This window comes from Pseudomonas sp. AGC41, assembly GCF_057334555.1.
In genome coordinates this window covers 16,227-42,856 of the sequence record NZ_JBHFJB010000061.1, presented here as the reverse complement: position 1 = coordinate 42,856, position 26,630 = coordinate 16,227, and the positions used below count along the sequence as shown (strand labels likewise).

Sequence of the window (26,630 nt, the reverse complement as noted above, 5' to 3'; positions counted from 1 at the left end):
GGATGGCCCTTCGCGGCGGCCCACGGAGCAATGCCGGAGTGAGGGCATGCCGAGCCCAGGCGAGGCACCGAGTGGTGGGGCAAAGCCTTTTGGTTACTTTTTTGGCGCCTGAAAAAAGTGACCCGCTGTAAGAGCGGAACCATAAGCAGCCATGACCGCAGCAACGGATATGTACCCAGTCAACAAATCCCGACCACCCGCAAGCCCCAAAGTAGCCCAACCCGAAAAACAGAGGAATCTCATGAACTGGCAACCCCACATCACCGTCGCCACCATCGTCGAAGATCACGGCCGCTTCCTGATGGTCGAAGAATCCAAAGGCGGACGAGCAGTGCTCAACCAGCCCGCCGGCCACCTGGACCCGAACGAAACACTGATCCAAGCCGCCATACGCGAAACCCTCGAAGAAACCGGCTGGGACGTCGAGCCCACCAGCGTCACCGGCATCTACCTCTACACCGCCCCGAGCAACGGCGTGACCTACCAACGGGTCTGCTTCGCCGCCAAAGCCCTGAAACACCACCCGGATTATCAACTGGACGACGGCATCCTCGGCGCCAAGTGGCTGACCCGCGACGAATTGCTGACACAGCGCGACCGCTGGCGCAGCGAGCTGATCATCCGTTGCATCGACGACTACCAGGCCGGCCATCGCCACAGCCTGGCGCTTATCCGCCCTTCTCTTTAGCCTTGCGCGCCCGGGCCTGATAGAATCGCGTCCTTTTTCAAGACACTCATTGAATTCCTATGCGTGATCCAGCCTCTTCGAACACCCCAAAGCAGCGCGTCATCGTCGGCATGTCCGGCGGCGTGGACTCTTCCGTTTCCGCCCTTCTGCTGATCGAGCAGGGTTATGAGGTGGAAGGCCTGTTCATGAAGAACTGGGAAGAAGACGACGGAACCGAATACTGCACCGCCATGGACGACCTGGCGGACGCCCAGGCCGTGTGCGACAAGATCGGCATCAAGTTGCACACCGCCAACTTCGCCGCCGAGTACTGGGACAACGTGTTCGAGCACTTTCTCGCCGAGTACAAGGCCGGTCGCACGCCGAACCCGGACATCCTCTGCAACCGCGAGATCAAGTTCAAGGCGTTCCTCGACTACGCCATGATGCTCGGCGCCGACCTGATCGCCACCGGCCACTACGTGCGCCGCCGCGACATCGACGGCCGCACCGAGCTGCTCAAGGGCCTGGACCCGAACAAGGACCAGAGTTATTTCCTCCACGCCGTCGGCGGTGAACAGATCGCCAAGACTCTGTTCCCGGTGGGCGAGCTGGAAAAACCCGAAGTGCGCGCAATTGCCGAGAAACATGACCTGGCCACTGCCAAGAAGAAGGATTCCACCGGGATCTGCTTCATTGGCGAACGGCGCTTCAGCGACTTCCTCAAGCAATACCTGCCGGCCCAGCCAGGCGAGATCAAGACCACCGAAGGTGAAGTCATCGGCCGCCACCATGGCCTGATGTACCACACCATCGGCCAGCGCCAGGGCCTGGGCATCGGCGGTTTGAAAGACGCCGGTGAAGAGCCGTGGTACGTGCTGGTCAAGGACCTGGAGCACAACGAGCTGATCGTTGGCCAGGGCAATGACCATCCATGGCTGTTTTCCCGCGCCCTGCTCGCCTCCGACATCTATTGGGTCAATCCTATCGACCTCAGCGAACCGCGCCGCCTGACGGCCAAGGTTCGCTACCGCCAGAGCGACCAGCCCTGCACCCTGGAAAAAACCGCCAGCGGCTATCGCGCCACGTTTGATGATCCGCAGCGCGCGGTCACGCCCGGCCAGTCCGTGGTGTTCTACGACGGTGAAGTCTGCCTCGGCGGCGGCGTGATAGAAGTCGCCGAGCCATGGAGCAGCCAGGCATGACGCCGATCCAGGAACAACTGACGGCACTCGGCGGGGTGTTTCTCGCCGCGGTGCTGGTGGACCGGATCGCCAAGACCGGCCAAACCAATGAAGCCGGCCTGGGCTGCATGCTCGGCAGTTTGCTGGTCCGCGACCCCAAGGACACCCTGGAAGTCTATGGCGGCGATGACCTGAACCTGCGCGAAGGCTACCGTGCGCTGATCGGCGCCCTGGAACGCGACCCCAGCGCCCTGCAACGCGAGCCGCTGCGCTACGCCCTGTCGATGCTGGGCCTCGAGCGCCAGCTGGCCAAGCGCGACGATCTGCTGGAGACCATCGGCAAACGCTTGCCGCAGATCCAATCCCAGGTCGAACACTTCGGCCCGTCCCACGAGAACGTGATCGCCGCCTGCGGCGCGCTGTACCAGGACACCTTGAGTACCCTGCGCCAGCGCATCCAGGTGCATGGCGACATGCGTAACCTGCAGCAGCCGAGTAACGCTTCGAAGATCCGCGCCCTGTTGCTTGCCGGGATTCGCTCGGCGCGGCTGTGGCGACAACTGGGTGGGCATCGCTGGCAGCTGGTGATCAGCCGACGCAAATTGTTGAAAGAGCTTTACCCGTTGATGCGCAACGAATAAGTCGCCTCGACCTGCTTGTGGACATTGAGGGGCTGCTTTGCAGCCCAGCGGGAGCAAGCTCCCTCGCCACAGGTAATAAACAGTTTTATCTCGATACGCGTAACACGCCGGTCAGTTGGCAACGGACCGGTGCTGGTTTTCATGTATGATACGCGCCCCATTTCGTTGCCCGACTGTCCGAGAACACCCCATGCAGCTCTCTTCGCTCACTGCGGTTTCCCCTGTAGACGGCCGCTACGCCGGCAAAACCCAGGCCCTGCGCCCGATTTTCAGCGAGTACGGCCTGATCCGTGCCCGCGTTCTGGTTGAGGTGCGCTGGCTCCAGCGCCTGGCCGCTCACCCTGGCATTGGCGAAGTACCGGCCTTTTCCGCCGAAGCCAACGCGGTACTGAACGCCCTGGCCGACGATTTCGCGCTGGAGCACGCCGAGCGCGTCAAAGAGATCGAGCGCACCACCAACCACGACGTCAAGGCGATCGAATATCTGCTCAAGGAGCAGGCGGCCAAGCTGCCGGAACTGGCCAACGTCAGTGAGTTCATTCACTTTGCCTGCACCAGCGAGGACATCAACAACCTGTCCCACGCCCTGATGCTGCGCGAAGGCCGTGACGAGGTGATGCTGCCCCTGATGCGCCAGACCGCCCAGGCCATCCGCGAACTGGCGATCCGCTTCGCCGACGTGCCGATGCTGTCGCGCACCCACGGTCAACCGGCTTCGCCGACCACCCTGGGCAAGGAACTGGCAAACGTGGTGTATCGCCTGGAGCGCCAGATCGCCCAGGTGGCCGCCGTGCCACTGCTGGGCAAGATCAACGGCGCCGTGGGCAACTACAACGCCCACCTGTCGGCCTACCCGGACATCGACTGGGAAGCCAACGCCCGCGCCTTCATCGAAGACGAGCTGGGCCTGAGCTTCAACCCGTACACCACCCAGATCGAACCGCACGACTACATCGCCGAGCTGTTCGACGCGATCGCACGCTTCAACACCATCCTGATCGACTTCGACCGTGACATCTGGGGCTACATCTCCCTGGGTTACTTCAAGCAGCGCACCATCGCCGGCGAAATCGGTTCGTCGACCATGCCGCACAAAGTCAACCCGATCGACTTCGAAAACTCCGAAGGCAACCTGGGCATCGCCAACGCGTTGTTCCAGCACCTGGCGAGCAAGCTGCCGATTTCCCGCTGGCAGCGCGACCTGACCGACTCCACCGTGCTGCGCAACCTGGGCGTAGGTTTTGCCCACAGCGTCATCGCCTACGAGGCCAGCCTCAAGGGCATCAGCAAGCTGGAACTCAACGAGCAGAAAATCGCCGCCGACCTGGATGCCTGCTGGGAAGTCCTGGCCGAGCCGATCCAGACCGTGATGCGTCGCTACAACATCGAAAACCCCTATGAAAAACTGAAAGAACTGACCCGTGGCAAGGGCATCAGCCCTGAAGCGCTGCAGACTTTCATCGATGGCCTGGACATGCCTGCCGAGGCCAAGACCGAGCTGAAGAAGCTCACTCCGGCCAGCTACATCGGCAACGCGGCGGCACAAGCCAAGCGCATCTGAAACACCGCTGCACCTTTGAGACGCCCGGCCGCGCCGGGCGTTTTTATTCGCGTCTGAAAAGTATATTTTTTCAATAGGTTACACATGAATCCTGACATTCCACTGCAACTCCTGGGCGGTATTACGGCACGGGAGTTCCTGCGCGACTACTGGCAGAAGAAACCCCTGCTGATCCGCCAGGCCATTCCTGACTTCGAAAGCCCGATCGACGCCGACGAACTGGCCGGCCTGGCGCTTGAAGAAGAGGTTGAATCGCGCCTGGTGATCGAGCAAGGCGAGCGCCCCTGGGAGTTGCGTCGCGGCCCGTTCGCCGAAGACGAATTCAGCAAACTGCCGGAGCGCGAGTGGACACTGCTGGTGCAGGCAGTCGATCAGTTCGTCCCTGAAGTCGGCGAGCTGCTGGAGCATTTCCGTTTCCTGCCGAGCTGGCGCATCGACGACGTGATGATCAGCTTTGCCGCCCCGGGTGGCGGTGTCGGCCCGCACTTCGACAACTACGATGTGTTCCTGCTGCAGGGCCACGGCAAGCGCAACTGGAAGATCGGCCAGATGTGCGACTCCGAAAGCCCGCTGCTGCCCCACGCCGACCTGCGCATCCTCGCCGATTTCGAGGCGACCGATGAGTGGATCCTGGAACCTGGCGACATGCTCTACCTGCCGCCACGCCTGGCTCACTGCGGCGTCGCCGTGGATGACTGCATGACCTATTCGGTGGGTTTCCGCGCACCAAGCGCCGCCGAGGTGCTGACCCATTTCACCGATTTCCTCAGCCAGTTCCTGCCGGACGAAGAGCGCTACACCGACGCCGATGCGCGGCCCGTCGCCGACCCGCACCAGATCCAGCATGACGCCCTGGACCGACTCAAGGGCCTGCTGGCCGAGCACATGAGCGACGAGCGCCTGCTGCTGACCTGGTTCGGCCAGTTCATGACCGAGCCGCGCTATCCGGAACTGGTCGTCGGCCCGGAGCTGGAAGAAGACGATCTGCTGGCCGGCCTGGAACAGGGCGCAGTGATCATTCGCAACCCGAGCGCTCGCCTGGCCTGGTCGGAAGTCGATGATGACCTGCTGCTGTTCGCCAGCGGCCAGAGCCGTTATTTGCCGGGCAAATTGCGCGACCTGTTGAAGATGATCTGTGCCGCCGACGCGCTGCACATCGAAAACCTTGGCCCTTGGCTGGCCGACGAAGACGGTCGCGGCCTCATCCATGAATTGATCAAGCAAGGTAGCCTGGGGTTCGCCGATGAATAAAATTCACGTTCGTGTCGCAGACTGGCAAAAGGATAACGCCGAGATCCGGCGCATTCGTGAAGCGGTGTTCATTGCCGAGCAATCCGTGCCGCCGGAGCTGGAGTGGGATTCGGACGATCAGGATGCCGTGCATTTCCTGGCCTTCGAAGGTGACTTCCCCATCGGCACCGCGCGCTTGTTGACTGAAGGCCATATCGGCCGCGTCTCGGTCCTCAAGGACTGGCGCGGCCTGAAGGTCGGCGATGCGCTGATGCACGCAGCAATCGCCGAGGCCGAGAAGCGCGGGCTCAAGCAGCAGATGCTCAGCGCCCAGGTGCACGCCACGCCGTTCTACGAGCGATTGGGGTTTGCGGTGGTCAGCGAGGAGTTCCTCGAAGCCGGGATTCCCCACGTGGACATGGTCCGTCATTCGACCTGAGACCGCGGCGCGGCTTTCGCGAGCAGGCTCGCTCCCACATAGGCCCACTGTGAACACATATTTTGTGAACACTCAGGCCTCCCTTGTGGGAGCGAGCCTGCTCGCGAAGAGGCCCTTGAAAACACCACAAAACGCCCCGCCATCCACCGATGCCGGGGCGTTTTGCCGTCTACCATTCAACTTGCCCCACCCGGGGCCGACAAACTGGCAATATCCAGCTTTTGTCTCGCGGAGAAATGGACATGTCCCTACGTACCCTGCTGAGCACCCTGCTGCTCGGTTGCAGCCTGTCAGTCATGGCCGCTACCGAAATCGTGCCGCTGAACTACCGCACCAGCGCGGACTTGCTGCCGGTGGCGCAGAACTTCATCGGCAAGGATGGTCAGGTCAGCGCCTATGGCAACCAGCTGATCGTCAACGCCGAACCCGGCAAGATCGAAGAACTGCGACAATTCCTGGCGCAGCTTGACGTGGCTCCCAAGCGCTTGCTGATCACGGTCGACACCAATGAAAACAACCTGCAAGGCGACCAGGGTTACTCGATCAATGGCGCCGCGCCCAGCCAGACCCGCATCATCAACCGCAGCACCGCCAGCCGTGACGGCGGCGTGCAGCAGATCCAGGCCAGCGAAGGCCAGCCGGCACTGATCCAGGTGGGCCAGAGCGTGCCCTTCACCAGCAACCAGACCGATGGCTACGGGCGCATGCAAAGCCAGACCGAATATCGCAACGTCACCCAGGGTTTTTATGTGACCGCCAGCGTTACCGGCGAGACCGTTCATCTGAGCATCAGTACCAACCGTGACCGCATGAGCCAGGAGCGTCCCGATGTAGTGAACGTGCAAAGCACCGACACAACCGTCAGCGGGCGCCTGGGCGAGTGGATCACCCTGGCCGGGGTGAATCGGCAGAATCAGGCCGACAAACAGGGCCTGACCCGCAGCTACTCGACCCAAGGCCGGGATGACATGATTTTGCGGGTCAAGGTCGATACGTTGAACTGAAGCATCAGAAACTGACTGATAAGTCGTATTAGACCAAAGATGTAGTGCCTGAAAAAAAGCACTACAAAACGTTTGACGGGCCAAAAAACCGAAGGCATGATGGCCTCGCTCCCGCTAATCAGGGGCCCTGGCAAGGGCCTTCGGGTCGAAGCTTGCAACTACCCTGCGAGCCGATTCGTGTCTGTACCGCCCACAAGGTGTGTTTGACGAGGTTGCGACTGGAACGAAGTTGTCCCGAGGGACGGAAGCGTAACTAGGTAACCCGGCATCACTCTGAGTTCGTACGAAGGCCCACGACGCCCGAATGCGCCCGCAGCTCGCCCCTACCTGCTCACTTTCCCCTCGAGCCCGTCGTTCATCCCGTCGCCTCCCCGCCTGAACCGACTTGTACGCCAGCCTCCTGGTCAGCGAGAAGCCCTTCACACCAATGACTGGTGCGATTGACGAGCTGGAACCTTCCAGCCCGGAACGACCATCCATACAAGACGCGACGAGGTTTATTTCCATGGCACTGACACGCGAACAGCAAATTGCAGCCCTTGAAAAAGACTGGGCTGAAAACCCGCGCTGGAAAGGCGTGAAGCGCAATTATTCGGCTGCTGACGTCGTCCGTCTGCGTGGCTCGGTGCAACCTGAGCACACCTTCGCGAAAATGGGCGCCGAGAAGCTGTGGAACCTGGTCACCCAGGGCGCCAAGCCAGCCTTCCGTCCCGAGAAAGACTTCGTCAACTGCATGGGCGCCCTGACCGGCGGCCAGGCTGTGCAGCAGGTCAAGGCCGGCATCCAGGCTATCTACCTGTCGGGCTGGCAAGTGGCCGCGGACAATAACTCCGCCGAGTCCATGTACCCCGACCAGTCGCTGTACCCGGTGGATTCGGTTCCAACCGTGGTCAAGCGCATCAACAACTCGTTCCGTCGCGCCGACCAGATCCAGTGGAAAGCCGGCAAGAACCCGGGCGACGAAGGCTACATCGATTACTTCGCGCCAATCGTGGCTGACGCCGAAGCCGGTTTCGGCGGCGTACTGAATGCCTACGAATTGATGAAGAGCATGATCGAAGCAGGCGCCGCCGGCGTGCACTTCGAAGACCAGCTGGCCTCGGTTAAAAAATGCGGCCACATGGGCGGCAAGGTACTGGTTCCGACCCAGGAAGCCGTACAGAAGCTCACCGCCGCGCGCCTGGCCGCCGACGTTGCCGGCGTACCGACCATCATTCTGGCCCGTACCGACGCCAACGCCGCCGACCTGCTGACCTCCGACTGCGATCCGTACGACCAGCCGTTCGTCACCGGCACCCGTACCCAGGAAGGCTTCTACAAGGTGCGCGCCGGTCTCGACCAGGCCATCGCCCGTGGCCTGGCCTACGCCCCGTACGCCGACCTGATCTGGTGCGAAACCGCCAAGCCGGACCTGGACGAGGCCCGTCGCTTCGCCGAAGCGATCAAGAAGGAATACCCGGACCAACTGCTGTCGTACAACTGCTCGCCTTCCTTCAACTGGAAGAAAAACCTGGACGACGCGACCATCGCCAAGTTCCAGCGCGAACTGTCCGCCATGGGCTACAAGCACCAGTTCATCACCCTGGCCGGCATCCACAACATGTGGCACAGCATGTTCAACCTGGCGCACGACTACGCCCGCAACGACATGACCGCCTACGTGAAGCTGCAAGAGCAGGAGTTCGCTGACGCCGCCAAAGGCTACACTTTCGTGGCCCACCAGCAGGAAGTCGGCACCGGTTACTTCGACGACATGACCACGGTGATCCAGGGTGGCACCTCGTCCGTAACTGCGCTGACCGGTTCGACCGAAGAAGAACAGTTTCACTGATTGCACGCGTAAACGGCCCTTGCGGACCGAATAAAAGCTAACCGCAAAGCCGACGATTTGAAGCCCCGACTGGTTCGGGGCTTTTTTTTGCCTATGCTTTAGCAGCAACGTCGTCACATGAAAGGATTTTGTGGCGAGGGAGCTTGCTCCCGCTGGCTGCGCAGCAGCCCTTTTGTGAGCGCTTCGCACTCAAGCGGGAGCAAGCTCCCTCGCCACGAGATCCAGACAGGCCTCAAGGAAGCGCTCCCACAGAAAAAGCAAAAAGATTGATCGAACGCAGCATCGGGCAGTCTGAATAAGAGTAAAACGGCCGACGCCGACAACTGTGGTCACTGCTATATAAGACATGTTCTCAGTTGTTGTATCGAGCTGCTACGACGATTGAAGCCCAAACAATAATAATTATCATTTAAAGGTCGTTTCCATTGTTACATCCAAAACGAAATTCCCTTGTGGATTCGCCAGCCAATCCCCACGGGGCCGGGCCCGCGAGGTCGTGGAGGCGCGCTATGTCCTTATTCCAATAAATAATTTCGCTATAGGAATTTTACTTGCCCGGTGTTTAGCCATAAAATCACCGCGATTGATTGCTGCGACATATCGTCACTGCGTTATTTCTTTTCAAGCTCAGAGACCTTTGCTCTCTGTTAAGGATTTCCAGCATGCCCGAAGCGACAGGACTCATGGCCCACAACTGGGGCTTTGCCATTTTCCTTCTGGGTGTTGTCGGCCTGTGTGCCTTCATGCTCGGCGTGTCGAGCCTGCTCGGGTCAAAAGCCTGGGGCCGCAGCAAGAATGAACCGTTCGAGTCCGGCATGCTGCCTACCGGTGGCGCCCGCTTGCGGCTCTCAGCCAAATTCTATCTGGTCGCGATGCTCTTCGTGATCTTCGATATCGAAGCCCTTTTTCTCTTTGCATGGTCTGTGTCCGTCCGCGAAAGCGGCTGGACCGGATTCGTCGAAGCTCTCGTTTTCATAGCAATTCTGTTGGCAGGTCTTGTCTACCTTTACCGGGTGGGGGCGCTTGATTGGGCTCCGGAAGCTCGGCGTAAGCGGCAGGCGAAGCTGAAACAATGAGGCTTTGGCAATGCAATACAATCTCACCAGGATCGACCCCGATGCTCCTAACGAGCAGTATCCGATCGGCAAGCGGGAAACCGTTTCCGATCCGTTAGAAGATCAAGTCCACAAGAACATCTTCATGGGCAAGCTCGAAGACGTGCTGAACAGCACGGTCAACTGGGGTCGCAAGAACTCCCTGTGGCCGTACAACTTCGGCCTTTCGTGCTGCTACGTGGAAATGACCACCGCCTTCACGGCGCCCCACGACATCGCGCGCTTTGGCGCCGAGGTGATCCGGGCATCGCCGCGCCAGGCGGATTTCATGGTTATCGCCGGTACGCCGTTCCTGAAAATGGCTCCCATCATCCAGCGCCTGTATGAACAGATGCTGGAGCCCAAGTGGGTCATTTCGATGGGCGCGTGTGCCAACTCCGGCGGCATGTACGACATTTATTCCGTGGTCCAGGGAGTCGACAAGTTCCTCCCGGTGGATGTCTACGTGCCCGGCTGCCCGCCCCGCCCCGAAGCATTCCTGCAAGGCCTGATGCTGCTGCAGGAATCCATCGGCCAGGAGCGTCGCCCACTGTCCTGGGTCGTCGGTGATCAAGGCGTCTATCGCGCCGACATGCCGTCGCAAAAGGAACAGCGCCGCGAACAGCGAATCGCAGTCACCAACCTGCGCAGCCCCGACGAAGTCTGATCCAGCTCTGTTCTGTAGAAGAAACGAGAACCTGGCTTCATTCTTTACGTTGACCGAAAGCGATAAATAACCATGACTACAGGCAGTGCTCTGTACATCCCGCCTTACAAGGCAGACGACCAGGATGTGGTCGTCGAACTGAACAACCGCTTTGGCGCCGAGGCGTTCACCGCCCAGGCCACCCGCACCGGCATGCCGGTGCTTTGGGTTGCCCGCGCCAGGCTGATCGAAGTCCTGACTTTCCTGCGCAACCTGCCCAAGCCGTACGTCATGCTCTATGACCTGCACGGCGTGGACGAGCGCCTGCGCACCAAGCGCCAGGGCTTGCCGGGTGCCGACTTCACCGTGTTCTACCACCTGCTGTCGATCGAGCGTAATAGTGACGTAATGATCAAGGTCGCCTTGTCCGAAAGCGACCTCAGCGTGCCGACCGTGACCGGCATCTGGCCGAACGCCAACTGGTACGAGCGTGAAGTCTGGGACATGTTCGGCATCGACTTCCCGGGCCACCCGCACCTGACCCGAATCATGATGCCGCCAACCTGGGAAGGTCACCCGTTGCGCAAGGACTTCCCGGCCCGCGCCACCGAGTTCGACCCGTACAGCCTGACCCTGGCCAAGCAGCAGCTCGAGGAAGAATCCGCGCGCTTCAAGCCGGAGGACTGGGGCATGAAGCGTTCCGGCGCCAACGAGGACTACATGTTCCTCAACCTTGGCCCGAACCACCCTTCGGCCCACGGCGCGTTCCGTATCATCCTGCAACTGGACGGTGAAGAGATCGTCGATTGCGTCCCGGACATCGGCTACCACCACCGTGGCGCCGAGAAGATGGGCGAGCGTCAGTCCTGGCACAGCTATATTCCGTACACCGACCGCATCGATTACCTCGGCGGCGTGATGAACAACCTGCCGTACGTCCTGTCGGTGGAAAAACTGGCGGGCATCACGGTGCCGGACCGGGTCAACGTGATCCGCATCATGATGGCCGAGTTCTTCCGGATCACCAGCCACCTGCTGTTCCTGGGTACCTATATCCAGGACGTGGGCGCCATGACGCCGGTGTTCTTCACCTTCACCGACCGCCAGAAAGCCTACACCGTGATCGAAGCCATCACCGGTTTCCGCCTGCACCCGGCCTGGTACCGCATCGGTGGCGTTGCCCACGACCTGCCGCGCGGCTGGGAAAAGCTGGTCAAGGATTTCGTCGAATGGATGCCCAAGCGCCTGGACGAATACACCAAGGCTGCGTTGCAGAACAGCATCCTCAAGGGTCGTACCGTCGGCGTCGCCGCGTACAACACCAAGGAAGCGCTGGAATGGGGCGTCACCGGCCCGAGCCTGCGCGCCACCGGCCTTGATTTCGACCTGCGCAAGGCGCGCCCGTACTCCGGCTACGAGAACTTCGAGTTCGAAGTCCCGCTGGCGTCCAGCGGCGATGCCTATGACCGTTGCCTGGTTCGCGTCGAGGAAATGCGCCAGAGCGTCAAGATCATCGAGCAATGCATGCGCAACATGCCGGAAGGCCCGTACAAGGCGGACCACCCGCTGACCACGCCGCCGCCGAAAGAGCGCACGCTGCAACACATCGAGACCCTGATCACGCACTTCCTGCAGGTTTCGTGGGGCCCGGTCATGCCGGCCAACGAATCCTTCCAGATGATCGAAGCGACCAAGGGCATCAACAGTTATTACCTGACGAGCGACGGCGGCACCATGAGCTACCGCACCCGGATTCGCACTCCAAGCTACCCGCACCTGCAGCAGATCCCTTCGGTGATCAAAGGCAGCATGGTCGCGGACTTGATCGCGTACCTGGGTAGTATCGATTTCGTTATGGCCGACGTGGACCGCTAAGCATGAACAACACGCTTATCCAGACAGACCGTTTCGCCCTGAGCGAAACCGAGCGCTCGGCCATCGAGCACGAGCTGCATCACTACGAAGACCCGCGCGCGGCGTCGATCGAAGCCCTGAAGATCGTCCAGAAGGAACGTGGCTGGGTGCCCGATGGCGCGCTCTACGCCATCGGCGAAATCCTCGGCATTCCGGCCAGCGACGTCGAAGGTGTCGCCACGTTCTACAGCCAGATTTTCCGCCAGCCGGTGGGCCGCCACATCATTCGCGTCTGCGACAGCATGGTCTGCTACATCGGCGGCCACGAATCGGTGGTCGGCGAGCTCCAGAGCAAGCTGGGCATCGGCCTGGGCCAGACCACCGCCGACGGCCGCTTCACCCTGCTGCCGGTGTGCTGCCTGGGCAACTGCGACAAGGCACCGGCGCTGATGATCGACGACGACACCTTTGGTGACGTCAAGCCGGATGGCGTCGCCAAACTGCTGGAGGGCTACGTATGACCCTGACTTCCTTCGGGCCCGCCAACCGCATCCAGCGTTCGGCCGAAACCCATCCCCTGACCTGGCGCCTGCGTGACGATGGCGAGGCGGTGTGGCTGGACGAATACCAGGCGAAGAACGGCTATGCCGCCGCACGCAAGGCGTTCGCCGACATGGCTGCCGACGACATCGTCCAGACCGTGAAAGATTCCGGCCTCAAGGGTCGTGGCGGCGCGGGCTTCCCCACGGGCGTGAAGTGGGGCCTGATGCCCAAGGACGAGTCCATCAACATCCGCTACCTGCTGTGCAACGCGGACGAGATGGAACCCAACACCTGGAAAGACCGCATGCTGATGGAGCAACTGCCCCATCTGCTGATCGAAGGCATGCTGATCAGTGCCCGCGCGCTGAAAACCTACCGTGGCTACATCTTCCTGCGCGGCGAATACACCACCGCCGCCAGGCATCTGAACCGTGCCGTCGAAGAAGCCAAGGCCGCCGGCCTGCTGGGCAAGAACATCCTCGGCTCGGGTTTTGATTTCGAGCTGTTCGTGCACACCGGCGCCGGGCGCTACATCTGCGGTGAAGAAACCGCGCTGATCAACTCCCTCGAAGGCCGCCGCGCCAACCCGCGCTCCAAGCCGCCCTTCCCCGCCGCTGTTGGCGTGTGGGGCAAGCCGACCTGCGTGAACAACGTCGAGACCTTGTGCAACGTGCCGGCGATCATCGCCGACGGCGTGGACTGGTACAAATCCCTGGCCCGTGACGGCAGCGAAGACATGGGCACCAAGCTCATGGGCTTCTCCGGCAAGGTCAAGAACCCTGGCCTGTGGGAACTGCCGTTCGGCGTCACCGCGCGCGAGCTGTTCGAGGACTACGCCGGCGGCATGCGCGACGGCTACAAGCTCAAGTGCTGGCAGCCCGGCGGCGCCGGTACCGGTTTCCTGTTGCCGGAACACCTTGACGCACAAATGTACGCCGGCGGCATCGCCAAGGTCGGCACCCGCATGGGTACCGGCCTGGCGATGGCGGTGGACGACAGCGTCAACATGGTTTCCCTGCTGCGCAACATGGAACAGTTTTTCTCGCGCGAATCCTGCGGTTTCTGCACCCCTTGCCGCGATGGCCTGCCATGGAGCGTCAAGCTGCTGATGGCCCTCGAGAACGGCCAGGGCCAGGCCGGCGACATCGAGACCCTGCTGGGTCTGGTCGGCTTCCTCGGCCCAGGCAAGACCTTCTGTGCTCACGCACCGGGTGCCGTGGAGCCGTTGGGCAGCGCAATCAAATACTTCCGCCCTGAATTCGAGGCCGGCATCGCGCCCACCCGCGCGGGCGATCTCAATCAGGTGGTCACGCCGACCATGGTCGGCGCGTAACGACGCTTAACAAGGCGAAGGGTCCGTGCCCTTCGCCTTTCGTTCGATGACGCCTTTCACCGAGGCTGTTTGGTTTCGGACGAACAACAAGATTCCATTAGCCACGCCCGCTGACACCGGGCCAACGAAGAACTTTGAACCATGGCCACTATCCACGTAGACGGCAAAGAGCTCGAAGTCGATGGCGCAGACAACCTGTTACAGGCATGTCTGTCGCTGGGCCTCGACATTCCTTATTTCTGCTGGCACCCCGCCCTTGGCAGCGTTGGCGCCTGTCGCCAGTGCGCGGTCAAGCAGTACACCGACGAAAACGACAAGCGTGGTCGGATCGTCATGTCCTGCATGACCCCCGCCACCGACGGCAGCTGGATCTCCATCGACGACGAAGAAGCGAAAGTGTTTCGCGCCAGCGTCGTCGAATGGCTGATGACCAACCACCCTCACGACTGCCCGGTCTGTGAGGAAGGCGGCCACTGCCACCTGCAAGACATGACCGTGATGACCGGCCACAACGAGCGCCGTTATCGCTTCACCAAGCGCACCCACCAGAACCAGGACCTCGGCCCGTTCATTTCCCACGAGATGAACCGCTGCATCGCCTGCTACCGCTGCGTGCGTTTCTACAAGGACTATGCCGGCGGCACCGACCTGGGTGTGTTCGGCGCCCACGACAACGTGTACTTCGGTCGCGTTGAAGACGGCACCCTGGAAAGCGAGTTCTCCGGCAACCTCACCGAGGTCTGCCCGACCGGTGTGTTCACCGACAAGACGCATTCCGAGCGTTACAACCGCAAGTGGGACATGCAGTTCTCGCCAAGCATCTGCCACGGCTGCTCCAGTGGTTGCAACATCAGCCCGGGCGAACGCTACGGCGAACTGCGCCGCATCGAAAACCGCTACAACGGTTCGGTGAACCAGTATTTCCTCTGCGACCGTGGCCGTTTCGGCTATGGCTACGTCAATCGCAAGGACCGCCCGCGCCAGCCGCAGCTCGCGGGCGGCACCAAGCTGAGCCTGGACGAAGCCCTGGACAAGGCCGCTGAACTGCTGCGTGGTCGCAACATTGTCGGCATCGGTTCGCCGCGGGCCAGCCTGGAAAGCAACTACGCCCTGCGTGAGCTGGTCGGCGCCGAGCACTTCTACAGCGGCATCGAAGCCGGCGAGCTGGAACGTATTCGCCTGGTGCTGCAAGTGCTCAAGGACAGCCCGCTGCCCGTGCCGACGATGCGCGACATCGAAGATCACGACGCGGTGTTCGTCCTCGGCGAAGACCTGACCCAGACCGCCGCCCGCATGGCCCTGGCCCTGCGCCAGTCGGTAAAAGGCAAGGCCGAGGACATGGCCGACGCCATGCGCGTCCAGCCATGGCTCGACGCCGCCGTGAAGAACATCGGCCAGCACGCGCTGAACCCGCTGTTCATCGCCAGCCTCGCTGAAACCAAGCTCGACGACGTCGCCGAAGAATGTGTCCACGCCGCTCCGGACGACCTCGCGCGCATCGGTTTTGCCGTCGCCCATGCCCTGGACGCCAACGCCCCGGCCGTCGACGGCCTGGACAGCGAAGCTGCCGGCCTGGCCCAGCGCATCGCCGAGGCCCTGCTGGCGGCCAAGCGTCCATTGATCATTGCCGGCACCTCGCTGGGCTCCAAGGCGCTGATCGAAGCCGCCGCCAACATCGCCAAGGCCCTGAAGCTGCGCGAGAAGAACGGTTCCATCAGCCTGGTCGTGCCGGAAGCCAACAGCCTCGGCCTGGCCATGCTCGGTGGTGAATCGGTCGACGCGGCGCTGCAAGCGGTGATCGACGGCAATGCCGACGCCATCGTGGTGCTGGAGAATGATCTGTTCACTCGCACTGACAAGGCCAAGGTCGATGCCGCGCTGAACGCCGCCAAAGTCGTGATCGTCGCCGACCACCAGAAAACCGCCACCGCCGACCGCGCCGACCTGGTGCTGCCGGCGGCGAGCTTCGCCGAAGGCGACGGTACGCTGGTCAGCCAGGAAGGCCGCGCCCAGCGCTTCTTCCAGGTCTTTGATCCGCAATACCTGGACGCCAGCATCCTGGTCCACGAAGGCTGGCGCTGGCTGCACGCCTTGCGCGCGACCTTGCTGAACCAGCCGATCGACTGGACCCAGCTGGACCACGTCACCGCCGCCGTTGCGTCGAGCAGCCCGCAACTGGCTCGCATCGTCGATGCCGCGCCATCGGCCGCGTTCCGCATCAAGGGCCTGAAGCTGGCGCGCGAACCGCTGCGCTACTCCGGTCGCACCGCGATGCGCGCCAATATCAGCGTGCACGAACCGCGTATGCCGCAGGACAATGACACCGCGTTCGCCTTCTCCATGGAAGGTTACTCGGGCTCCGCCGAACCGCGCTCCCAGGTGCCGTTCGCCTGGTCGCCGGGCTGGAACTCGCCGCAAGCCTGGAACAAGTTCCAGGACGAAGTCGGCGGTCACCTGCGCGCCGGCGATCCGGGCATCCGCCTGATCGAAAGCCAGGGCGATGGCCTCGGCTGGTTCGCCAGCGTGCCACGCGCCTTCAACCCGGCACCGGGCACCTGGCAGGTCGTGCCGTTCCATCACCTGTTCGGCAGTGAAGAGAACTCTTCCAAGGCCGAGCCGGTGCAGGAGCGCATCCCGGCGGCCTACGTGTCGCTGGCCAAGTCCGAAGCCGATCGCCTGGGCGTCAACGATGGCGCCCTGCTGAGCCTGAACGTGGCCGGCCAGACCTTGCGTCTGCCGCTGCGCATCAATGACGAACTGGGCGCCGGCCTGGTGGCCCTGCCGGCTGGCCTGGCGGGCATTCCACCGGCGATTTTCGGCAAGACTGTCGACGGTCTGCAGGAGGCGGCGCAATGAGCTGGTTCACCCCTGAAGTGATCGCGGTGATCCTGACGGTCCTCAAGGCCATCGTGATCCTACTGGCCGTGGTGGTCTGCGGCGCGTTGCTGAGCTTCGTCGAACGTCGCCTGCTGGGCTGGTGGCAGGACCGCTACGGTCCTAACCGCGTCGGCCCGTTCGGCATGTTCCAGATCGCCGCCGACATGGTGAAGATGTTCTTCAAGGAAGACTGGACGCCACCGTTTGCCGACAAAGTGATCTTCACGCTGGCACCGGTCGTGGCCATGAGCGCCTTGCTGATCGCCTTCGCGGTCATCCCGATCACCCCGACCTGGGGCGTGGCGGACCTGAACATCGGCCTGCTGTTCTTCTTCGCCATGGCCGGCCTGTCGGTGTACGCGGTGCTGTTCGCCGGCTGGTCGAGCAACAACAAGTTCGCCCTGCTCGGCAGCCTGCGGGCATCGGCCCAGACCGTGTCCTACGAAGTGTTCATGGGCCTGTCGCTGATGGGCATCGTGATCCAGGCCGGCTCGTTCAACATGCGCGACATCGTCGAGTACCAGGCCCAGAACCTGTGGTTCATCATTCCGCAGTTCTTCGGTTTCTGTACGTTCTTCATCGCCGGCGTCGCCGTGACTCACCGTCACCCCTTCGACCAGCCGGAAGCGGAACAGGAACTGGCCGACGGTTACCACATTGAATATGCCGGCATGAAATGGGGCATGTTCTTCGTTGGCGAGTACATCGGCATCATCCTGATCTCGGCGCTGCTGGTAACGCTGTTCTTCGGTGGCTGGCACGGTCCGTTCGGCATCCTGCCGCAACTGTCCTTCGTCTGGTTCGCCCTGAAGACCGCGTTCTTCATCATGCTGTTCGTCCTGCTGCGCGCCTCTATCCCGCGCCCACGCTACGACCAGGTGATGGACTTCAGCTGGAAATTCTGCCTGCCGCTGACCCTGATCAACATGCTGGTGACCGCTGCGATCGTTTTGATGAACGCGCCCGCGGCCGCGGTTCAGTGAGGATTTGACCCATGTTCAAATATATTGGCGACATCGTTAAGGGTACCGGTACCCAACTGCGAAGCCTGGTCATGATCTTCGGTCATGGCTTTCGCAAGCGCGACACCCTGCAATACCCGGAAGAAGCGGTCTACCTGGCGCCGCGTTATCGCGGCCGTATCGTCCTGACCCGCGACCCCGACGGCGAGGAACGCTGCGTAGCCTGCAACCTGTGCGCCGTGGCGTGCCCGGTAGGTTGCATCTCGCTGCAGAAAGCCGAGACCGAAGACGGTCGCTGGTACCCGGACTTCTTCCGCATCAACTTCTCGCGCTGCATTTTCTGCGGCTTGTGCGAGGAAGCGTGCCCGACCACCGCGATCCAGCTCACGCCGGATTTCGAAATGGCCGACTTCAAGCGTCAGGACCTGGTGTACGAGAAAGAAGACTTGCTGATTTCCGGTCCCGGTAAAAACCCTGATTACAACTTCTATCGTGTTGCAGGTATGGCCATTGCCGGTAAGCCGAAAGGCGCCGCGCAGAACGAAGCCGAACCGATCAACGTGAAGAGCTTGCTGCCTTAAGGAAGAAAGATGGAATTCGCTTTCTATTTCGCATCGGGTATCGCGGTGGTGTCCACGCTTCGTGTGGTCACCAACACCAACCCCGTGCACGCCCTGCTCTACCTGATCATTTCGCTGATCGCCGTGGCCATGACCTTCTTCGCTCTCGGAGCACCGTTCGCCGGTGCCCTGGAAGTGATCGCCTACGCCGGCGCCATCATGGTGCTGTTCGTATTCGTGGTGATGATGCTCAACCTGGGTCCGGCGGCCGTCCAGCAGGAACGCTCCTGGCTCAAGCCGGGCATCTGGGCCGGGCCGGTGATTCTTTCCGCGCTGTTGCTGGGTGAACTGCTGTATGTGCTGTTCGCCCACCAGAGCGGCCAGGCCATCGGCCACACCACCGTAGGCGCCAAGGCCGTGGGCATCAGCCTGTTCGGTCCGTACCTGCTGGTGGTCGAACTCGCCTCGATGCTGCTGCTTGCCGCAGTCGTCACGGCGTTCCATTTGGGCCGTAACGAGGCGAAGGAGTAATCACATGCCTGCTATCCCTCTCGAGCATGGTCTGGCGGTTGCCGGCATCCTGTTCTGTCTCGGTCTGGTCGGCCTGATGGTCCGCCGCAACATTCTGTTCGTGCTGATGAGCCTGGAGGTCATGATGAATGCCTCCGCCCTGGCCTTCATCGTCGCGGGCGCGCGCTGGGCGCAACCGGATGGACAGATCATGTTCATCCTGGTGATCAGCCTGGCAGCCGCCGAGGCCAGTATCGGCCTGGCGATCCTGTTGCAGCTGTACCGTCGCTTCCACACTCTCGATATTGACGCTGCCAGCGAGATGCGCGGATGAACCTTCTCTTCCTGACTTTCGTATTTCCCCTCATCGGTTTCCTGCTGCTGTCGTTCTCCCGTGGACGCTGGTCGGAAAACCTTTCGGCGCTGGTTGGCGTGGGCTCGATCGGCCTGTCCGCCCTCGTCACCGCCTACGTGATCTGGCAATTCAACGTCGCCTCACCGGAAGGTGGCGCCTACGTGCAGGTGCTGTGGCAGTGGATGGCGGTGGAAGGCTTCACGCCGAACTTCGCCCTCTACCTGGACGGCCTGTCGGTGACCATGCTCGGCGTGGTGGTCGGCGTGGGTTTCCTGATCCACCTGTTCGCGTCCTGGTACATGCGCGGTGAAGTTGGTTACTCGCGCTTCTTCGCCTACACCAACCTGTTCATCGCCAGCATGCTGTTCCTGGTACTCGGCGATAACCTGTTGTTCCTGTACTTCGGCTGGGAAGGCGTGGGCCTGTGCTCGTATCTGTTGATCGGTTTCTACTACAGCAACCGCAACAATGGTAACGCCGCGCTCAAGGCATTCATCGTGACCCGCATCGGCGACGTGTTCATGGCCATCGGCCTGTTCATCCTGTTCCAGCAACTGGGGACGCTGAACATCCAGGAGCTGCTGGTTCGTGCTCCGGAGCACTTCAAGGCCGGTGATTTCTGGATCGTCCTCGCGACCCTGATGCTGCTGGGCGGCGCTGTCGGTAAATCCGCGCAACTGCCACTGCAGACCTGGCTGGCGGACGCGATGGCTGGCCCGACCCCGGTTTCGGCATTGATCCACGCAGCGACCATGGTCACCGCCGGTGTCTACCTGATCGCCCGTACCCACGGCTTGTTCGCCCTGGCGCCGGACATCCTGCACCTGGTCGGCCTCGTTGGCGGCGTGACCCTGGTGCTGGCCGGTTTTGCCGCGCTGGTGCAGACCGACATCAAGCGTATCCTCGCCTACTCGACCATGAGCCAGATCGGCTACATGTTCCTGGCCCTGGGCGTCGGCGCCTGGGAAGGCGCGATCTTCCACCTGATGACCCACGCCTTCTTCAAAGCCCTGCTGTTCCTCGCCTCCGGTGCGGTGATCGTTGCCTGTCACCACGAGCAGAACATCTTCAAGATGGGCGGCCTGTGGAAAAAACTGCCGTTGGCCTACGCCAGCTTCATCGTCGGCGGCGCGGCCCTGGCGGCCCTGCCACTGGTCACCGCCGGTTTCTACTCCAAGGACGAGATCCTCTGGGAAGCGTTCGCCAGCGGTAACCAGGGTCTGCTCTACGCCGGCCTGGTGGGTGCGTTCATGACCTCGCTGTACACCTTCCGCCTGATCTTCATCGCGTTCCACGGTGAAGCCAAGACCGAAGCCCACGCCGGCCACGGCATCGCCCACTGGCTGCCGCTGTCGGTGCTGATCGTGCTGTCGACCTTCGTCGGCGCGATGATCACCCCACCGCTGGCCGATGTGCTGCCGCAAAGCGTCGGCCATGCCGGCGGCGAAGCCAAGCACAGCCTGGAAATCGCCTCGGGCGCCATCGCCCTGGCGGGGATCCTGCTGGCCGCCCTGCTGTTCCTCGGCAAGCGCCGCTTCGTCACGGCCATCGCCAACAGCGGCATCGGGCGCTTCCTTTCGGCCTGGTGGTTCGCTGCCTGGGGCTTCGACTGGATCTACGACAAACTGTTCGTCAAGCCATACCTTGCGATCAGCCACATTCTGCGCAAAGACCCGCTCGACCAGACCATTGGCCTGATCCCGCGCATGGCCAAGGGCGGCCACACTGCCCTGAGCCGTACCGAGACCGGTCAACTGCGTTGGTATGCGGCTTCCATGGCGGCTGGCGCCGTGCTGGTTATCGGCGCCATCGTGCTGGTAGCGGTCTGATATGAACCTTGCGAACTTGCGAAAGGAAACGAGCCCGTCATGATTCTGCCCTGGCTAATCCTGATCCCCTTCATCGGCGGCCTGCTGTGCTGGATGGCGGAGCGTTCCAGCTCTACCCTCCCGCGCTGGATTGCGCTGCTGACCATGTCCCTGGAACTCGCGCTCGGCCTCTGGCTGTGGGCGACCGGCGACTATTCATTTGCACCGGCCCCTGGCGCCGACCCGACCTGGGCGCTTGAATTCAAGCATGTCTGGATCGCGCGCTTCGGCATCAGCGTGCACCTGGCCCTCGATGGTCTGTCGCTGCTGATGATCCTGCTGACCGGCCTGCTGGGTATCCTCTCGGTACTCTGCTCCTGGAAAGAGATCCAGCGTCACGTCGGCTTCTTCCACCTGAACCTGATGTGGATCCTGGGCGGTGTCGTCGGCGTGTTCCTGGCGCTGGACCTGTTCATGTTCTTCTTCTTCTGGGAAATGATGCTGGTGCCGATGTACTTCCTCATCGCGCTCTGGGGTCACAGTTCTTCGGACGGCAAGAAAACCCGGATCTACGCGGCGACCAAGTTCTTCATCTTCACCCAGGCTTCCGGCCTGATCATGCTGGTGGCGATCCTTGGCCTGGTGCTGGTGAACTTCAACAATACTGGCGTGATTACCTTCAATTACGCCGACCTGTTGAAAGTGCAGATGTCGCGCACTACCGAGTACGTGCTGATGCTGGGCTTCTTCATCGCCTTCGCGGTGAAGCTGCCGGTGGTGCCGTTCCACTCCTGGCTGCCGGACGCCCACGCCCAGGCACCGACCGCCGGTTCCGTGGACCTGGCCGGTATCCTGTTGAAAACGGCGGCCTACGGCCTGCTGCGTTTCGCCCTGCCGCTGTTCCCGAATGCCTCGGCGGAGTTCGCGCCGATTGCCATGACCCTGGGCCTGATCGGGATTTTCTACGGTGCGTTCCTAGCGTTTGCCCAGACCGACATCAAGCGCCTGATCGCCTTCTCCAGCGTCTCGCACATGGGCTTCGTGCTGATCGGGATCTACTCCGGCAGCCAGCTGGCCCTGCAAGGCGCGGTGATCCAGATGCTCGCCCACGGCCTGTCGGCCGCGGCACTGTTTATCCTAAGCGGTCAGTTGTACGAGCGCCTGCACACCCGGGACATGCGTGAAATGGGCGGCATCTGGTCGCGCATCGCCTACCTGCCGGCCATCAGCCTGTTCTTCGCGGCCGCTTCCCTGGGCCTGCCAGGCACCGGCAACTTCGTCGGCGAGTTCCTGATCCTGATCGGCTCGTTCGTCAGTGCGCCATGGATCACGGCGATCGCGACGTCCGGCCTGGTGTTCGGTTCGGTCTACTCGCTGATCATGATCCACCGCGCCTACTTCGGTCCGGCCAAGTCGGACGAAGTGTTGCGTGGCATGGACGGTCGCGAACTGATCATGGTGCTCGGCCTTGCGGTGCTGCTGGTTTACCTCGGCGTCTACCCGCAACCGTTCCTCGACACCTCTGCCGCCACGATGCATGGCGTGCAGCAGTGGCTCGGCACCGCCTTCTCTCAACTCGCTTCGGCCCGGTAAGAGCGCTATGGAATTCACGATTCAACACTTTATCGCGCTTGCGCCGCTGTTGATCACCAGCGCCACGATCATCGTGGTGATGCTGGCGATCGCCTGGCGGCGCAATCACTCGCAGACCTTCCTGCTGTCGGTGGCGGGGCTGAACCTGGCCTTGCTGTCGATTTTGCCGGCCCTGAAAGTCGCGCCATTGGCGGTCACGCCGCTGATCCAGATCGACAGCTTCGCCTGCCTGTACATGGCGCTGATCCTGGTCGCCACCCTCGCTTGCGTCACCCTCGCCCACGCCTACCTGGGCGATGGCGGTTCGGGTTACCCGGGCAACCGCGAAGAACTGTACCTGCTGATCCTGATGGCCGCCGCCGGCGGCCTCGTCCTGGTCAGCGCGCAGCACCTGGCCAGCCTGTTCATTGGCCTGGAACTGCTCTCGGTACCGGTCTATGGCCTGGTGGCCTATGCCTTTTTCAACAAGCGCTCCCTGGAAGCCGGCATCAAGTACATGGTGCTGTCGGCGGCAGGCTCCGCGTTCCTGTTGTTCGGCATGGCCCTGCTCTACGCCGAAGCCGGCACCCTGAGCTTCGTCGGCATCGGCCAGGCCCTGGCGGCCACCGGCCTGCCTAGCCCGATCGCGCAACTGGGCCTGGGCATGATGCTGATCGGCCTGGCGTTCAAGCTGTCGCTGGTGCCCTTCCACCTATGGACCCCGGACGTCTACGAAGGCGCCCCGGCGCCGGTGGCGGCGTTCCTGGCGACCGCTTCGAAAGTGGCGGTGTTCGCGGTGATGGTGCGGCTGTTCCAGATCTCGCCAGTGGCCAGCAGCGGTGTCCTGAGCAACGTGCTGACGATCATCGCCATCGCGTCGATCCTGTTCGGTAACCTGCTGGCGCTGACCCAGAGCAACCTCAAGCGTCTGCTGGGTTACTCGTCCATTGCTCACTTCGGCTACCTGCTGATCGCCCTGATCGCCAGCAAAGGCCTGGCCGTGGAAGCCATTGGCGTGTATCTGGTGACCTACGTGATCACCAGCCTTGGCGCCTTTGGTGTGATTACCCTGATGTCCTCGCCGTACAACGGCCGCGACGCCGACGCCCTGTACGAATACCGCGGCCTGTTCTGGCGCCGTCCGTACCTGACCGCCGTGCTGACCGTGATGATGCTGTCCCTGGCCGGCATCCCGCTGACCGCCGGCTTCATCGGCAAGTTCTACATCATCGCCACCGGCGTCGAGGCCCACCAATGGTGGCTGGTCGGCTCCCTGGTGCTGGGCAGTGCCATCGGCGTGTTCTACTACCTGCGCGTGATGGTCACACTGTACCTGATGGAACCGAACCTGCGTCGCCACGATGCCGAGTTGCACTGGGAACAGAAGGCAGGCGGCGTGATGCTGTTGGCCATCGCCGTCCTGGCGTTCTTCCTCGGCGTGTACCCGCAGCCGTTGTTGACGCTGGTCCAGCAGGCGGGCCTGACCGGCTGATTGCCTGAGCGTCATCGCTGACAAACATGCCCGTATCGTGAGATGCGGGCATTTTTTTTGAGCTGGATTTGAACCATGTTTTTCTGAAAGACTGATTTAGATTGGTTAATTTTGATGCAAGGCAAGTCGTAGTTAGTCATCTATAATCATCGTCCTTGAAGACTGGCTTGCAAAGCCAACCGCCACGGAGAACGCTGCCATGACAACCACCACGAAAACCCGGTCGGTCACCGCTCATGTCCCGGTGGACCTGGCTGAAAAAGTCGACCTGATGGCCGAGCGCCTTGAGCGCTCCAGGAACTGGATCGTCAAACAAGCGTTATCTGCCTGGGTCGAACAGGAAGAGGAACGCAGCCGCCTGACTCATGAGGCATTGGCCGATGTTGACGCTGGCCGTGTGGTTGACCATCAGGCTGTGCAGGCTTGGGCCGACAGCCTCAGCACTGACGCCCCGTTACCGGTACCGCGCTGATGGAGTTGAAGTGGACCAGCAAGGCGCTTTCCGACATCGCTCGACTTTACGAATTTCTGGCGCTAGTGAATCAACCCGCCGCCGCGCGAACAGTGCAACAGCTCACGGCGGCGTCTACCGCTCTGCTGACCAACCCGCGCATGGGTGAACGCCTGGAAGAGTTCGATCCTCGGAACGTGCGCAGAATCCAGGTTGGCCCCTACGAAATGCGCTATGAAATAATCGGCTCCACTCTTTACCTGCTACGCCTGTGGCACACACGCGAAGATCGATGACCTGGGCTCGATCAGCCGCCAGCGCCCTCGACAGCGCAAAGTGCAAGGCGTTTTCAGCGGGCCTCATGCAGCCTGCACGATGGCGAAAATTCTCGATAAGTTAAGTCATTGAATCTAAAAGATTTTACCAAGCGGCTCGGCTGGCACGGTGGATGCACCTGTCCTTGTTACGTGGCGTCGGCGCTCGAAGCCGGCCCGCATCCGTGAATGACCGAGGAGCAACACATGAACGCCATCGACCTGTTGAAAGCCGACCATGAACGCGTGAAGGGCATCCTGTCCCAGTTGAGCGAATCAACCGACCGCGCCATCAAGAAACGCACCGAACTGTTGGCCAAGCTGGAAATGGAAGTGTCCATCCATACCCGCCTGGAAGAAGAAATCCTTTATCCGGCCTTCAAGCAGGAAGGTGGCAAGGATGAAGCCGAAATGTACTACGAAGCCAAGGAAGAGCACCGTACCGTCGATTCCCTGGTGCTGCCCGACCTGAAAAACACCGACCCTTCCCAGCCTGAGTTCGCCGGTCGCGTGAAAGTGGTCAAGGAGCTGCTGGAACATCACATCGAGGAAGAAGAGGAAGAAATGTTCCCTAAAGCCGAAGAGATCCTCGGCAAGGCCAAGCTCGAAGAACTGGGCAACCAGATGGAAGCCGTGAAGGCCCAGTACAAAAAAGAGTTCACCGCCAACCTGGCTGCCTGATCAAGGCGCCTTGAAATTCAGCCGTCCCAAGGACGGCTGAATGCGTTTTGCGCCACCTACTGCATGTGTTCACGCAAGAACTCCACCAACGCCTGCACCGGTCGCGAGCTTTGTCGATGTTGCGGATAGACCGCCGACAGCGTCAGGGGCTCGGTCTCGAATCCCTCCAACACCTTGATCAACCGCCCATCCTTCAGCGCCTCACCAAGGATGAAGGTCGGCAGGTAAGTAATCCCCATGCCGGCAATCGCCGCATCCCTGAGCAAATCGCCGTTATTGGCACGCATGCGTCCCACCACTTCCAGCGCCAACGGCTTGCCCTTTCCGGCGAATCGCCACTGCACCTGACGGCTATGGCCGTACGGCAAACAGTCGTGGCTGCGCAGGTCTTCAGGTCGCGTCGGCGTGCCTCGCTGCGCCAGGTACGCGGCGCTGGCGCAATACACTCGCTCGATACTCGCGATGCGCCGGGCGATCAGGGTCGAATCTTCCAGCACGCCGATCCTCAGTGCGAGGTCGTACCCCTCCCCCAGCAGGTCCACCGAACGATCACTCAGGTCGACCTCCACGGTGACATCCGGGTAGCGCTGCAAGAACAACGGCAGCAGGCTGCCCAGGTGCGCCACGGCGAAGGACAACGGTGCGCTGAGGCGGATGGTTCCGCGCGGCTCGCTGGTCTGGCCACTGATGCCCTGCTCCACCTGCTCGACTTCGCTGAGCAGGCGCAACGCCGCCTCGTGATAGCGCTGGCCCAACGGAGTGACGTCCAGCCGGCGCGTCGAGCGATTGAGCAACCGAACCCCCAGCCGCTGCTCCAGCTCCATCAACTTGCGACTGACGAACTGCTTGGACAACCCGAGCTTGTCCGCCGCGGCGGTGAAACTGCCCGACTCCATGACCTGGGCAAAGATGCGCATTTCTTCGAAGGGGTTCATTGTCATTCCGTGGGTGGACAGTCATCGGATTCCAGCGGGCATTGTGGTCTTGGCAGGTCAGATTGACCAGCTGTTGAATGTGCCGG

The 26,630-nt window shown here is 61.7% G+C and carries 25 protein-coding genes; 24 read left to right on the top strand and 1 reads right to left on the bottom strand.

What is annotated here, in order from left to right; all coding sequences use genetic code 11:
• Positions 1-241: 241 nt before the first annotated feature.
• From ACE04F_RS11675 to ACE04F_RS11560, 24 genes are all read left to right on the top strand, one after another.
• Positions 242-688 carry an NUDIX hydrolase gene (locus ACE04F_RS11675; RefSeq protein WP_486106822.1) on the top strand — a complete coding sequence of 149 codons (447 nt, stop codon included), beginning with the start codon at positions 242-244 and terminating at the stop codon, positions 686-688.
• Between the two features lie 59 nt (positions 689-747).
• Positions 748-1,872, top strand: a complete 1,125-nt coding sequence (mnmA, locus tag ACE04F_RS11670; protein WP_486106820.1) for a tRNA 2-thiouridine(34) synthase MnmA — start codon at positions 748-750, stop codon at positions 1,870-1,872.
• Positions 1,869-2,492, top strand: a complete 624-nt coding sequence (gene hflD / locus ACE04F_RS11665; protein ID WP_030141330.1) for a high frequency lysogenization protein HflD — start codon at positions 1,869-1,871, stop codon at positions 2,490-2,492. The genes mnmA and hflD overlap by 4 nt, the downstream gene beginning before the upstream one ends.
• A gap of 190 nt (positions 2,493-2,682) precedes the next feature.
• Positions 2,683-4,053, top strand: a complete 1,371-nt coding sequence (gene purB, locus ACE04F_RS11660) for an adenylosuccinate lyase (protein ID WP_486106817.1) — start codon at positions 2,683-2,685, stop codon at positions 4,051-4,053.
• 84 nt (positions 4,054-4,137) lie between these two features.
• Complete coding sequence (locus tag ACE04F_RS11655) at positions 4,138-5,304, top strand: ribosomal protein uL16 3-hydroxylase (RefSeq protein ID WP_486106815.1); 1,167 nt, start codon at positions 4,138-4,140, stop codon at positions 5,302-5,304.
• Positions 5,297-5,722: a GNAT family N-acetyltransferase gene (locus tag ACE04F_RS11650; RefSeq protein ID WP_486106813.1), complete on the top strand. Its 426-nt coding sequence runs from the start codon at positions 5,297-5,299 to the stop codon at positions 5,720-5,722. The genes ACE04F_RS11655 and ACE04F_RS11650 overlap by 8 nt, the downstream gene beginning before the upstream one ends.
• A 242-nt stretch (positions 5,723-5,964) precedes the next feature.
• Positions 5,965-6,726, top strand: coding sequence for a secretin N-terminal domain-containing protein (locus tag ACE04F_RS11645; RefSeq protein ID WP_486106811.1), 762 nt, complete (start codon positions 5,965-5,967; stop codon positions 6,724-6,726).
• Positions 6,727-7,231: 505 nt separating this feature from the next.
• Positions 7,232-8,557 carry an isocitrate lyase gene (gene aceA, locus ACE04F_RS11640; protein WP_014337679.1) on the top strand — a complete coding sequence of 442 codons (1,326 nt, stop codon included), beginning with the start codon at positions 7,232-7,234 and terminating at the stop codon, positions 8,555-8,557.
• A gap of 662 nt (positions 8,558-9,219) precedes the next feature.
• Positions 9,220-9,633: an NADH-quinone oxidoreductase subunit A gene (locus ACE04F_RS11635; protein WP_030141323.1), complete on the top strand. Its 414-nt coding sequence runs from the start codon at positions 9,220-9,222 to the stop codon at positions 9,631-9,633.
• Between the two features lie 10 nt (positions 9,634-9,643).
• Positions 9,644-10,318 (top strand): NuoB/complex I 20 kDa subunit family protein, encoded by a 675-nt coding sequence (locus ACE04F_RS11630; protein ID WP_186609323.1) that lies wholly within the window; start codon positions 9,644-9,646, stop codon positions 10,316-10,318.
• 72 nt (positions 10,319-10,390) lie between these two features.
• Positions 10,391-12,172, top strand: coding sequence for an NADH-quinone oxidoreductase subunit C/D (nuoC, locus tag ACE04F_RS11625; RefSeq protein WP_434569023.1), 1,782 nt, complete (start codon positions 10,391-10,393; stop codon positions 12,170-12,172).
• A gap of 2 nt (positions 12,173-12,174) precedes the next feature.
• Entirely contained in the window at positions 12,175-12,672 is a 498-nt protein-coding gene (gene nuoE / locus ACE04F_RS11620; protein WP_486106808.1) for an NADH-quinone oxidoreductase subunit NuoE, read from the top strand.
• Positions 12,669-14,027, top strand: a complete 1,359-nt coding sequence (nuoF, locus tag ACE04F_RS11615; protein WP_486106806.1) for an NADH-quinone oxidoreductase subunit NuoF — start codon at positions 12,669-12,671, stop codon at positions 14,025-14,027. Before nuoE ends, nuoF begins: the two co-directional genes overlap by 4 nt.
• 141 nt (positions 14,028-14,168) lie before the next feature.
• Entirely contained in the window at positions 14,169-16,883 is a 2,715-nt protein-coding gene (gene nuoG / locus ACE04F_RS11610; RefSeq protein ID WP_486106804.1) for an NADH-quinone oxidoreductase subunit NuoG, read from the top strand.
• Positions 16,880-17,887 carry an NADH-quinone oxidoreductase subunit NuoH gene (gene nuoH, locus ACE04F_RS11605; protein WP_486106802.1) on the top strand — a complete coding sequence of 336 codons (1,008 nt, stop codon included), beginning with the start codon at positions 16,880-16,882 and terminating at the stop codon, positions 17,885-17,887. Before nuoG ends, nuoH begins: the two co-directional genes overlap by 4 nt.
• Before the next feature lie 11 nt (positions 17,888-17,898).
• Positions 17,899-18,447, top strand: coding sequence for an NADH-quinone oxidoreductase subunit NuoI (gene nuoI, locus ACE04F_RS11600; RefSeq protein ID WP_072392816.1), 549 nt, complete (start codon positions 17,899-17,901; stop codon positions 18,445-18,447).
• Positions 18,448-18,456: 9 nt separating this feature from the next.
• Positions 18,457-18,957, top strand: a complete 501-nt coding sequence (gene nuoJ, locus ACE04F_RS11595) for an NADH-quinone oxidoreductase subunit J (RefSeq protein WP_030141317.1) — start codon at positions 18,457-18,459, stop codon at positions 18,955-18,957.
• 4 nt (positions 18,958-18,961) lie between these two features.
• Entirely contained in the window at positions 18,962-19,270 is a 309-nt protein-coding gene (gene nuoK, locus ACE04F_RS11590; protein WP_003180046.1) for an NADH-quinone oxidoreductase subunit NuoK, read from the top strand.
• Positions 19,267-21,120 (top strand): NADH-quinone oxidoreductase subunit L, encoded by a 1,854-nt coding sequence (nuoL, locus tag ACE04F_RS11585; protein WP_486106799.1) that lies wholly within the window; start codon positions 19,267-19,269, stop codon positions 21,118-21,120. Before nuoK ends, nuoL begins: the two co-directional genes overlap by 4 nt.
• A 39-nt stretch (positions 21,121-21,159) precedes the next feature.
• Positions 21,160-22,692, top strand: coding sequence for an NADH-quinone oxidoreductase subunit M (gene nuoM / locus ACE04F_RS11580; RefSeq protein ID WP_486106797.1), 1,533 nt, complete (start codon positions 21,160-21,162; stop codon positions 22,690-22,692).
• A gap of 7 nt (positions 22,693-22,699) precedes the next feature.
• A complete protein-coding gene (gene nuoN, locus ACE04F_RS11575; RefSeq protein ID WP_003203388.1) occupies positions 22,700-24,163 on the top strand; it encodes an NADH-quinone oxidoreductase subunit NuoN in 1,464 nt (487 codons plus the stop codon).
• Between the two features lie 199 nt (positions 24,164-24,362).
• Positions 24,363-24,635, top strand: coding sequence for a CopG family ribbon-helix-helix protein (locus ACE04F_RS11570; protein WP_486106795.1), 273 nt, complete (start codon positions 24,363-24,365; stop codon positions 24,633-24,635).
• Entirely contained in the window at positions 24,635-24,910 is a 276-nt protein-coding gene (locus ACE04F_RS11565) for a type II toxin-antitoxin system RelE/ParE family toxin (RefSeq protein WP_486106793.1), read from the top strand. Before ACE04F_RS11570 ends, ACE04F_RS11565 begins: the two co-directional genes overlap by 1 nt.
• A gap of 225 nt (positions 24,911-25,135) precedes the next feature.
• Positions 25,136-25,609, top strand: a complete 474-nt coding sequence (locus ACE04F_RS11560; protein ID WP_305495568.1) for a PA2171 family ribosome-binding persister protein — start codon at positions 25,136-25,138, stop codon at positions 25,607-25,609.
• A 56-nt stretch (positions 25,610-25,665) separates the two neighbouring features.
• On the opposite strand, the gene ACE04F_RS11555 is transcribed toward ACE04F_RS11560, so the two are convergent.
• Positions 25,666-26,544: a LysR family transcriptional regulator gene (locus tag ACE04F_RS11555; protein WP_486106790.1), complete on the bottom strand. Its 879-nt coding sequence runs from the start codon at positions 26,542-26,544 to the stop codon at positions 25,666-25,668.
• Positions 26,545-26,630: the final 86 nt, after the last annotated feature.

Excerpts from the sequence above, each read along its gene's own strand:
- ACE04F_RS11675 (WP_486106822.1), top strand. The coding sequence starts at position 242 with ATGAACTGGCAACCCCACATCACCGTCGCCACCATCGTCGAAGATCAC.
- mnmA (WP_486106820.1), top strand. The coding sequence starts at position 748 with ATGCGTGATCCAGCCTCTTCGAACACCCCAAAGCAGCGCGTCATCGTC.
- hflD (WP_030141330.1), top strand. The coding sequence starts at position 1,869 with ATGACGCCGATCCAGGAACAACTGACGGCACTCGGCGGGGTGTTTCTC.
- purB (WP_486106817.1), top strand. The coding sequence starts at position 2,683 with ATGCAGCTCTCTTCGCTCACTGCGGTTTCCCCTGTAGACGGCCGCTAC.
- ACE04F_RS11655 (WP_486106815.1), top strand. The coding sequence starts at position 4,138 with ATGAATCCTGACATTCCACTGCAACTCCTGGGCGGTATTACGGCACGG.
- ACE04F_RS11650 (WP_486106813.1), top strand. The coding sequence starts at position 5,297 with ATGAATAAAATTCACGTTCGTGTCGCAGACTGGCAAAAGGATAACGCC.
- ACE04F_RS11645 (WP_486106811.1), top strand. The coding sequence starts at position 5,965 with ATGTCCCTACGTACCCTGCTGAGCACCCTGCTGCTCGGTTGCAGCCTG.
- aceA (WP_014337679.1), top strand. The coding sequence starts at position 7,232 with ATGGCACTGACACGCGAACAGCAAATTGCAGCCCTTGAAAAAGACTGG.
- ACE04F_RS11635 (WP_030141323.1), top strand. The coding sequence starts at position 9,220 with ATGCCCGAAGCGACAGGACTCATGGCCCACAACTGGGGCTTTGCCATT.
- ACE04F_RS11630 (WP_186609323.1), top strand. The coding sequence starts at position 9,644 with ATGCAATACAATCTCACCAGGATCGACCCCGATGCTCCTAACGAGCAG.
- nuoC (WP_434569023.1), top strand. The coding sequence starts at position 10,391 with ATGACTACAGGCAGTGCTCTGTACATCCCGCCTTACAAGGCAGACGAC.
- nuoE (WP_486106808.1), top strand. The coding sequence starts at position 12,175 with ATGAACAACACGCTTATCCAGACAGACCGTTTCGCCCTGAGCGAAACC.
- nuoF (WP_486106806.1), top strand. The coding sequence starts at position 12,669 with ATGACCCTGACTTCCTTCGGGCCCGCCAACCGCATCCAGCGTTCGGCC.
- nuoG (WP_486106804.1), top strand. The coding sequence starts at position 14,169 with ATGGCCACTATCCACGTAGACGGCAAAGAGCTCGAAGTCGATGGCGCA.
- nuoH (WP_486106802.1), top strand. The coding sequence starts at position 16,880 with ATGAGCTGGTTCACCCCTGAAGTGATCGCGGTGATCCTGACGGTCCTC.
- nuoI (WP_072392816.1), top strand. The coding sequence starts at position 17,899 with ATGTTCAAATATATTGGCGACATCGTTAAGGGTACCGGTACCCAACTG.
- nuoJ (WP_030141317.1), top strand. The coding sequence starts at position 18,457 with ATGGAATTCGCTTTCTATTTCGCATCGGGTATCGCGGTGGTGTCCACG.
- nuoK (WP_003180046.1), top strand. The coding sequence starts at position 18,962 with ATGCCTGCTATCCCTCTCGAGCATGGTCTGGCGGTTGCCGGCATCCTG.
- nuoL (WP_486106799.1), top strand. The coding sequence starts at position 19,267 with ATGAACCTTCTCTTCCTGACTTTCGTATTTCCCCTCATCGGTTTCCTG.
- nuoM (WP_486106797.1), top strand. The coding sequence starts at position 21,160 with ATGATTCTGCCCTGGCTAATCCTGATCCCCTTCATCGGCGGCCTGCTG.
- nuoN (WP_003203388.1), top strand. The coding sequence starts at position 22,700 with ATGGAATTCACGATTCAACACTTTATCGCGCTTGCGCCGCTGTTGATC.
- ACE04F_RS11570 (WP_486106795.1), top strand. The coding sequence starts at position 24,363 with ATGACAACCACCACGAAAACCCGGTCGGTCACCGCTCATGTCCCGGTG.
- ACE04F_RS11565 (WP_486106793.1), top strand. The coding sequence starts at position 24,635 with ATGGAGTTGAAGTGGACCAGCAAGGCGCTTTCCGACATCGCTCGACTT.
- ACE04F_RS11560 (WP_305495568.1), top strand. The coding sequence starts at position 25,136 with ATGAACGCCATCGACCTGTTGAAAGCCGACCATGAACGCGTGAAGGGC.
- ACE04F_RS11555 (WP_486106790.1), bottom strand. The coding sequence starts at position 26,544 with ATGAACCCCTTCGAAGAAATGCGCATCTTTGCCCAGGTCATGGAGTCG.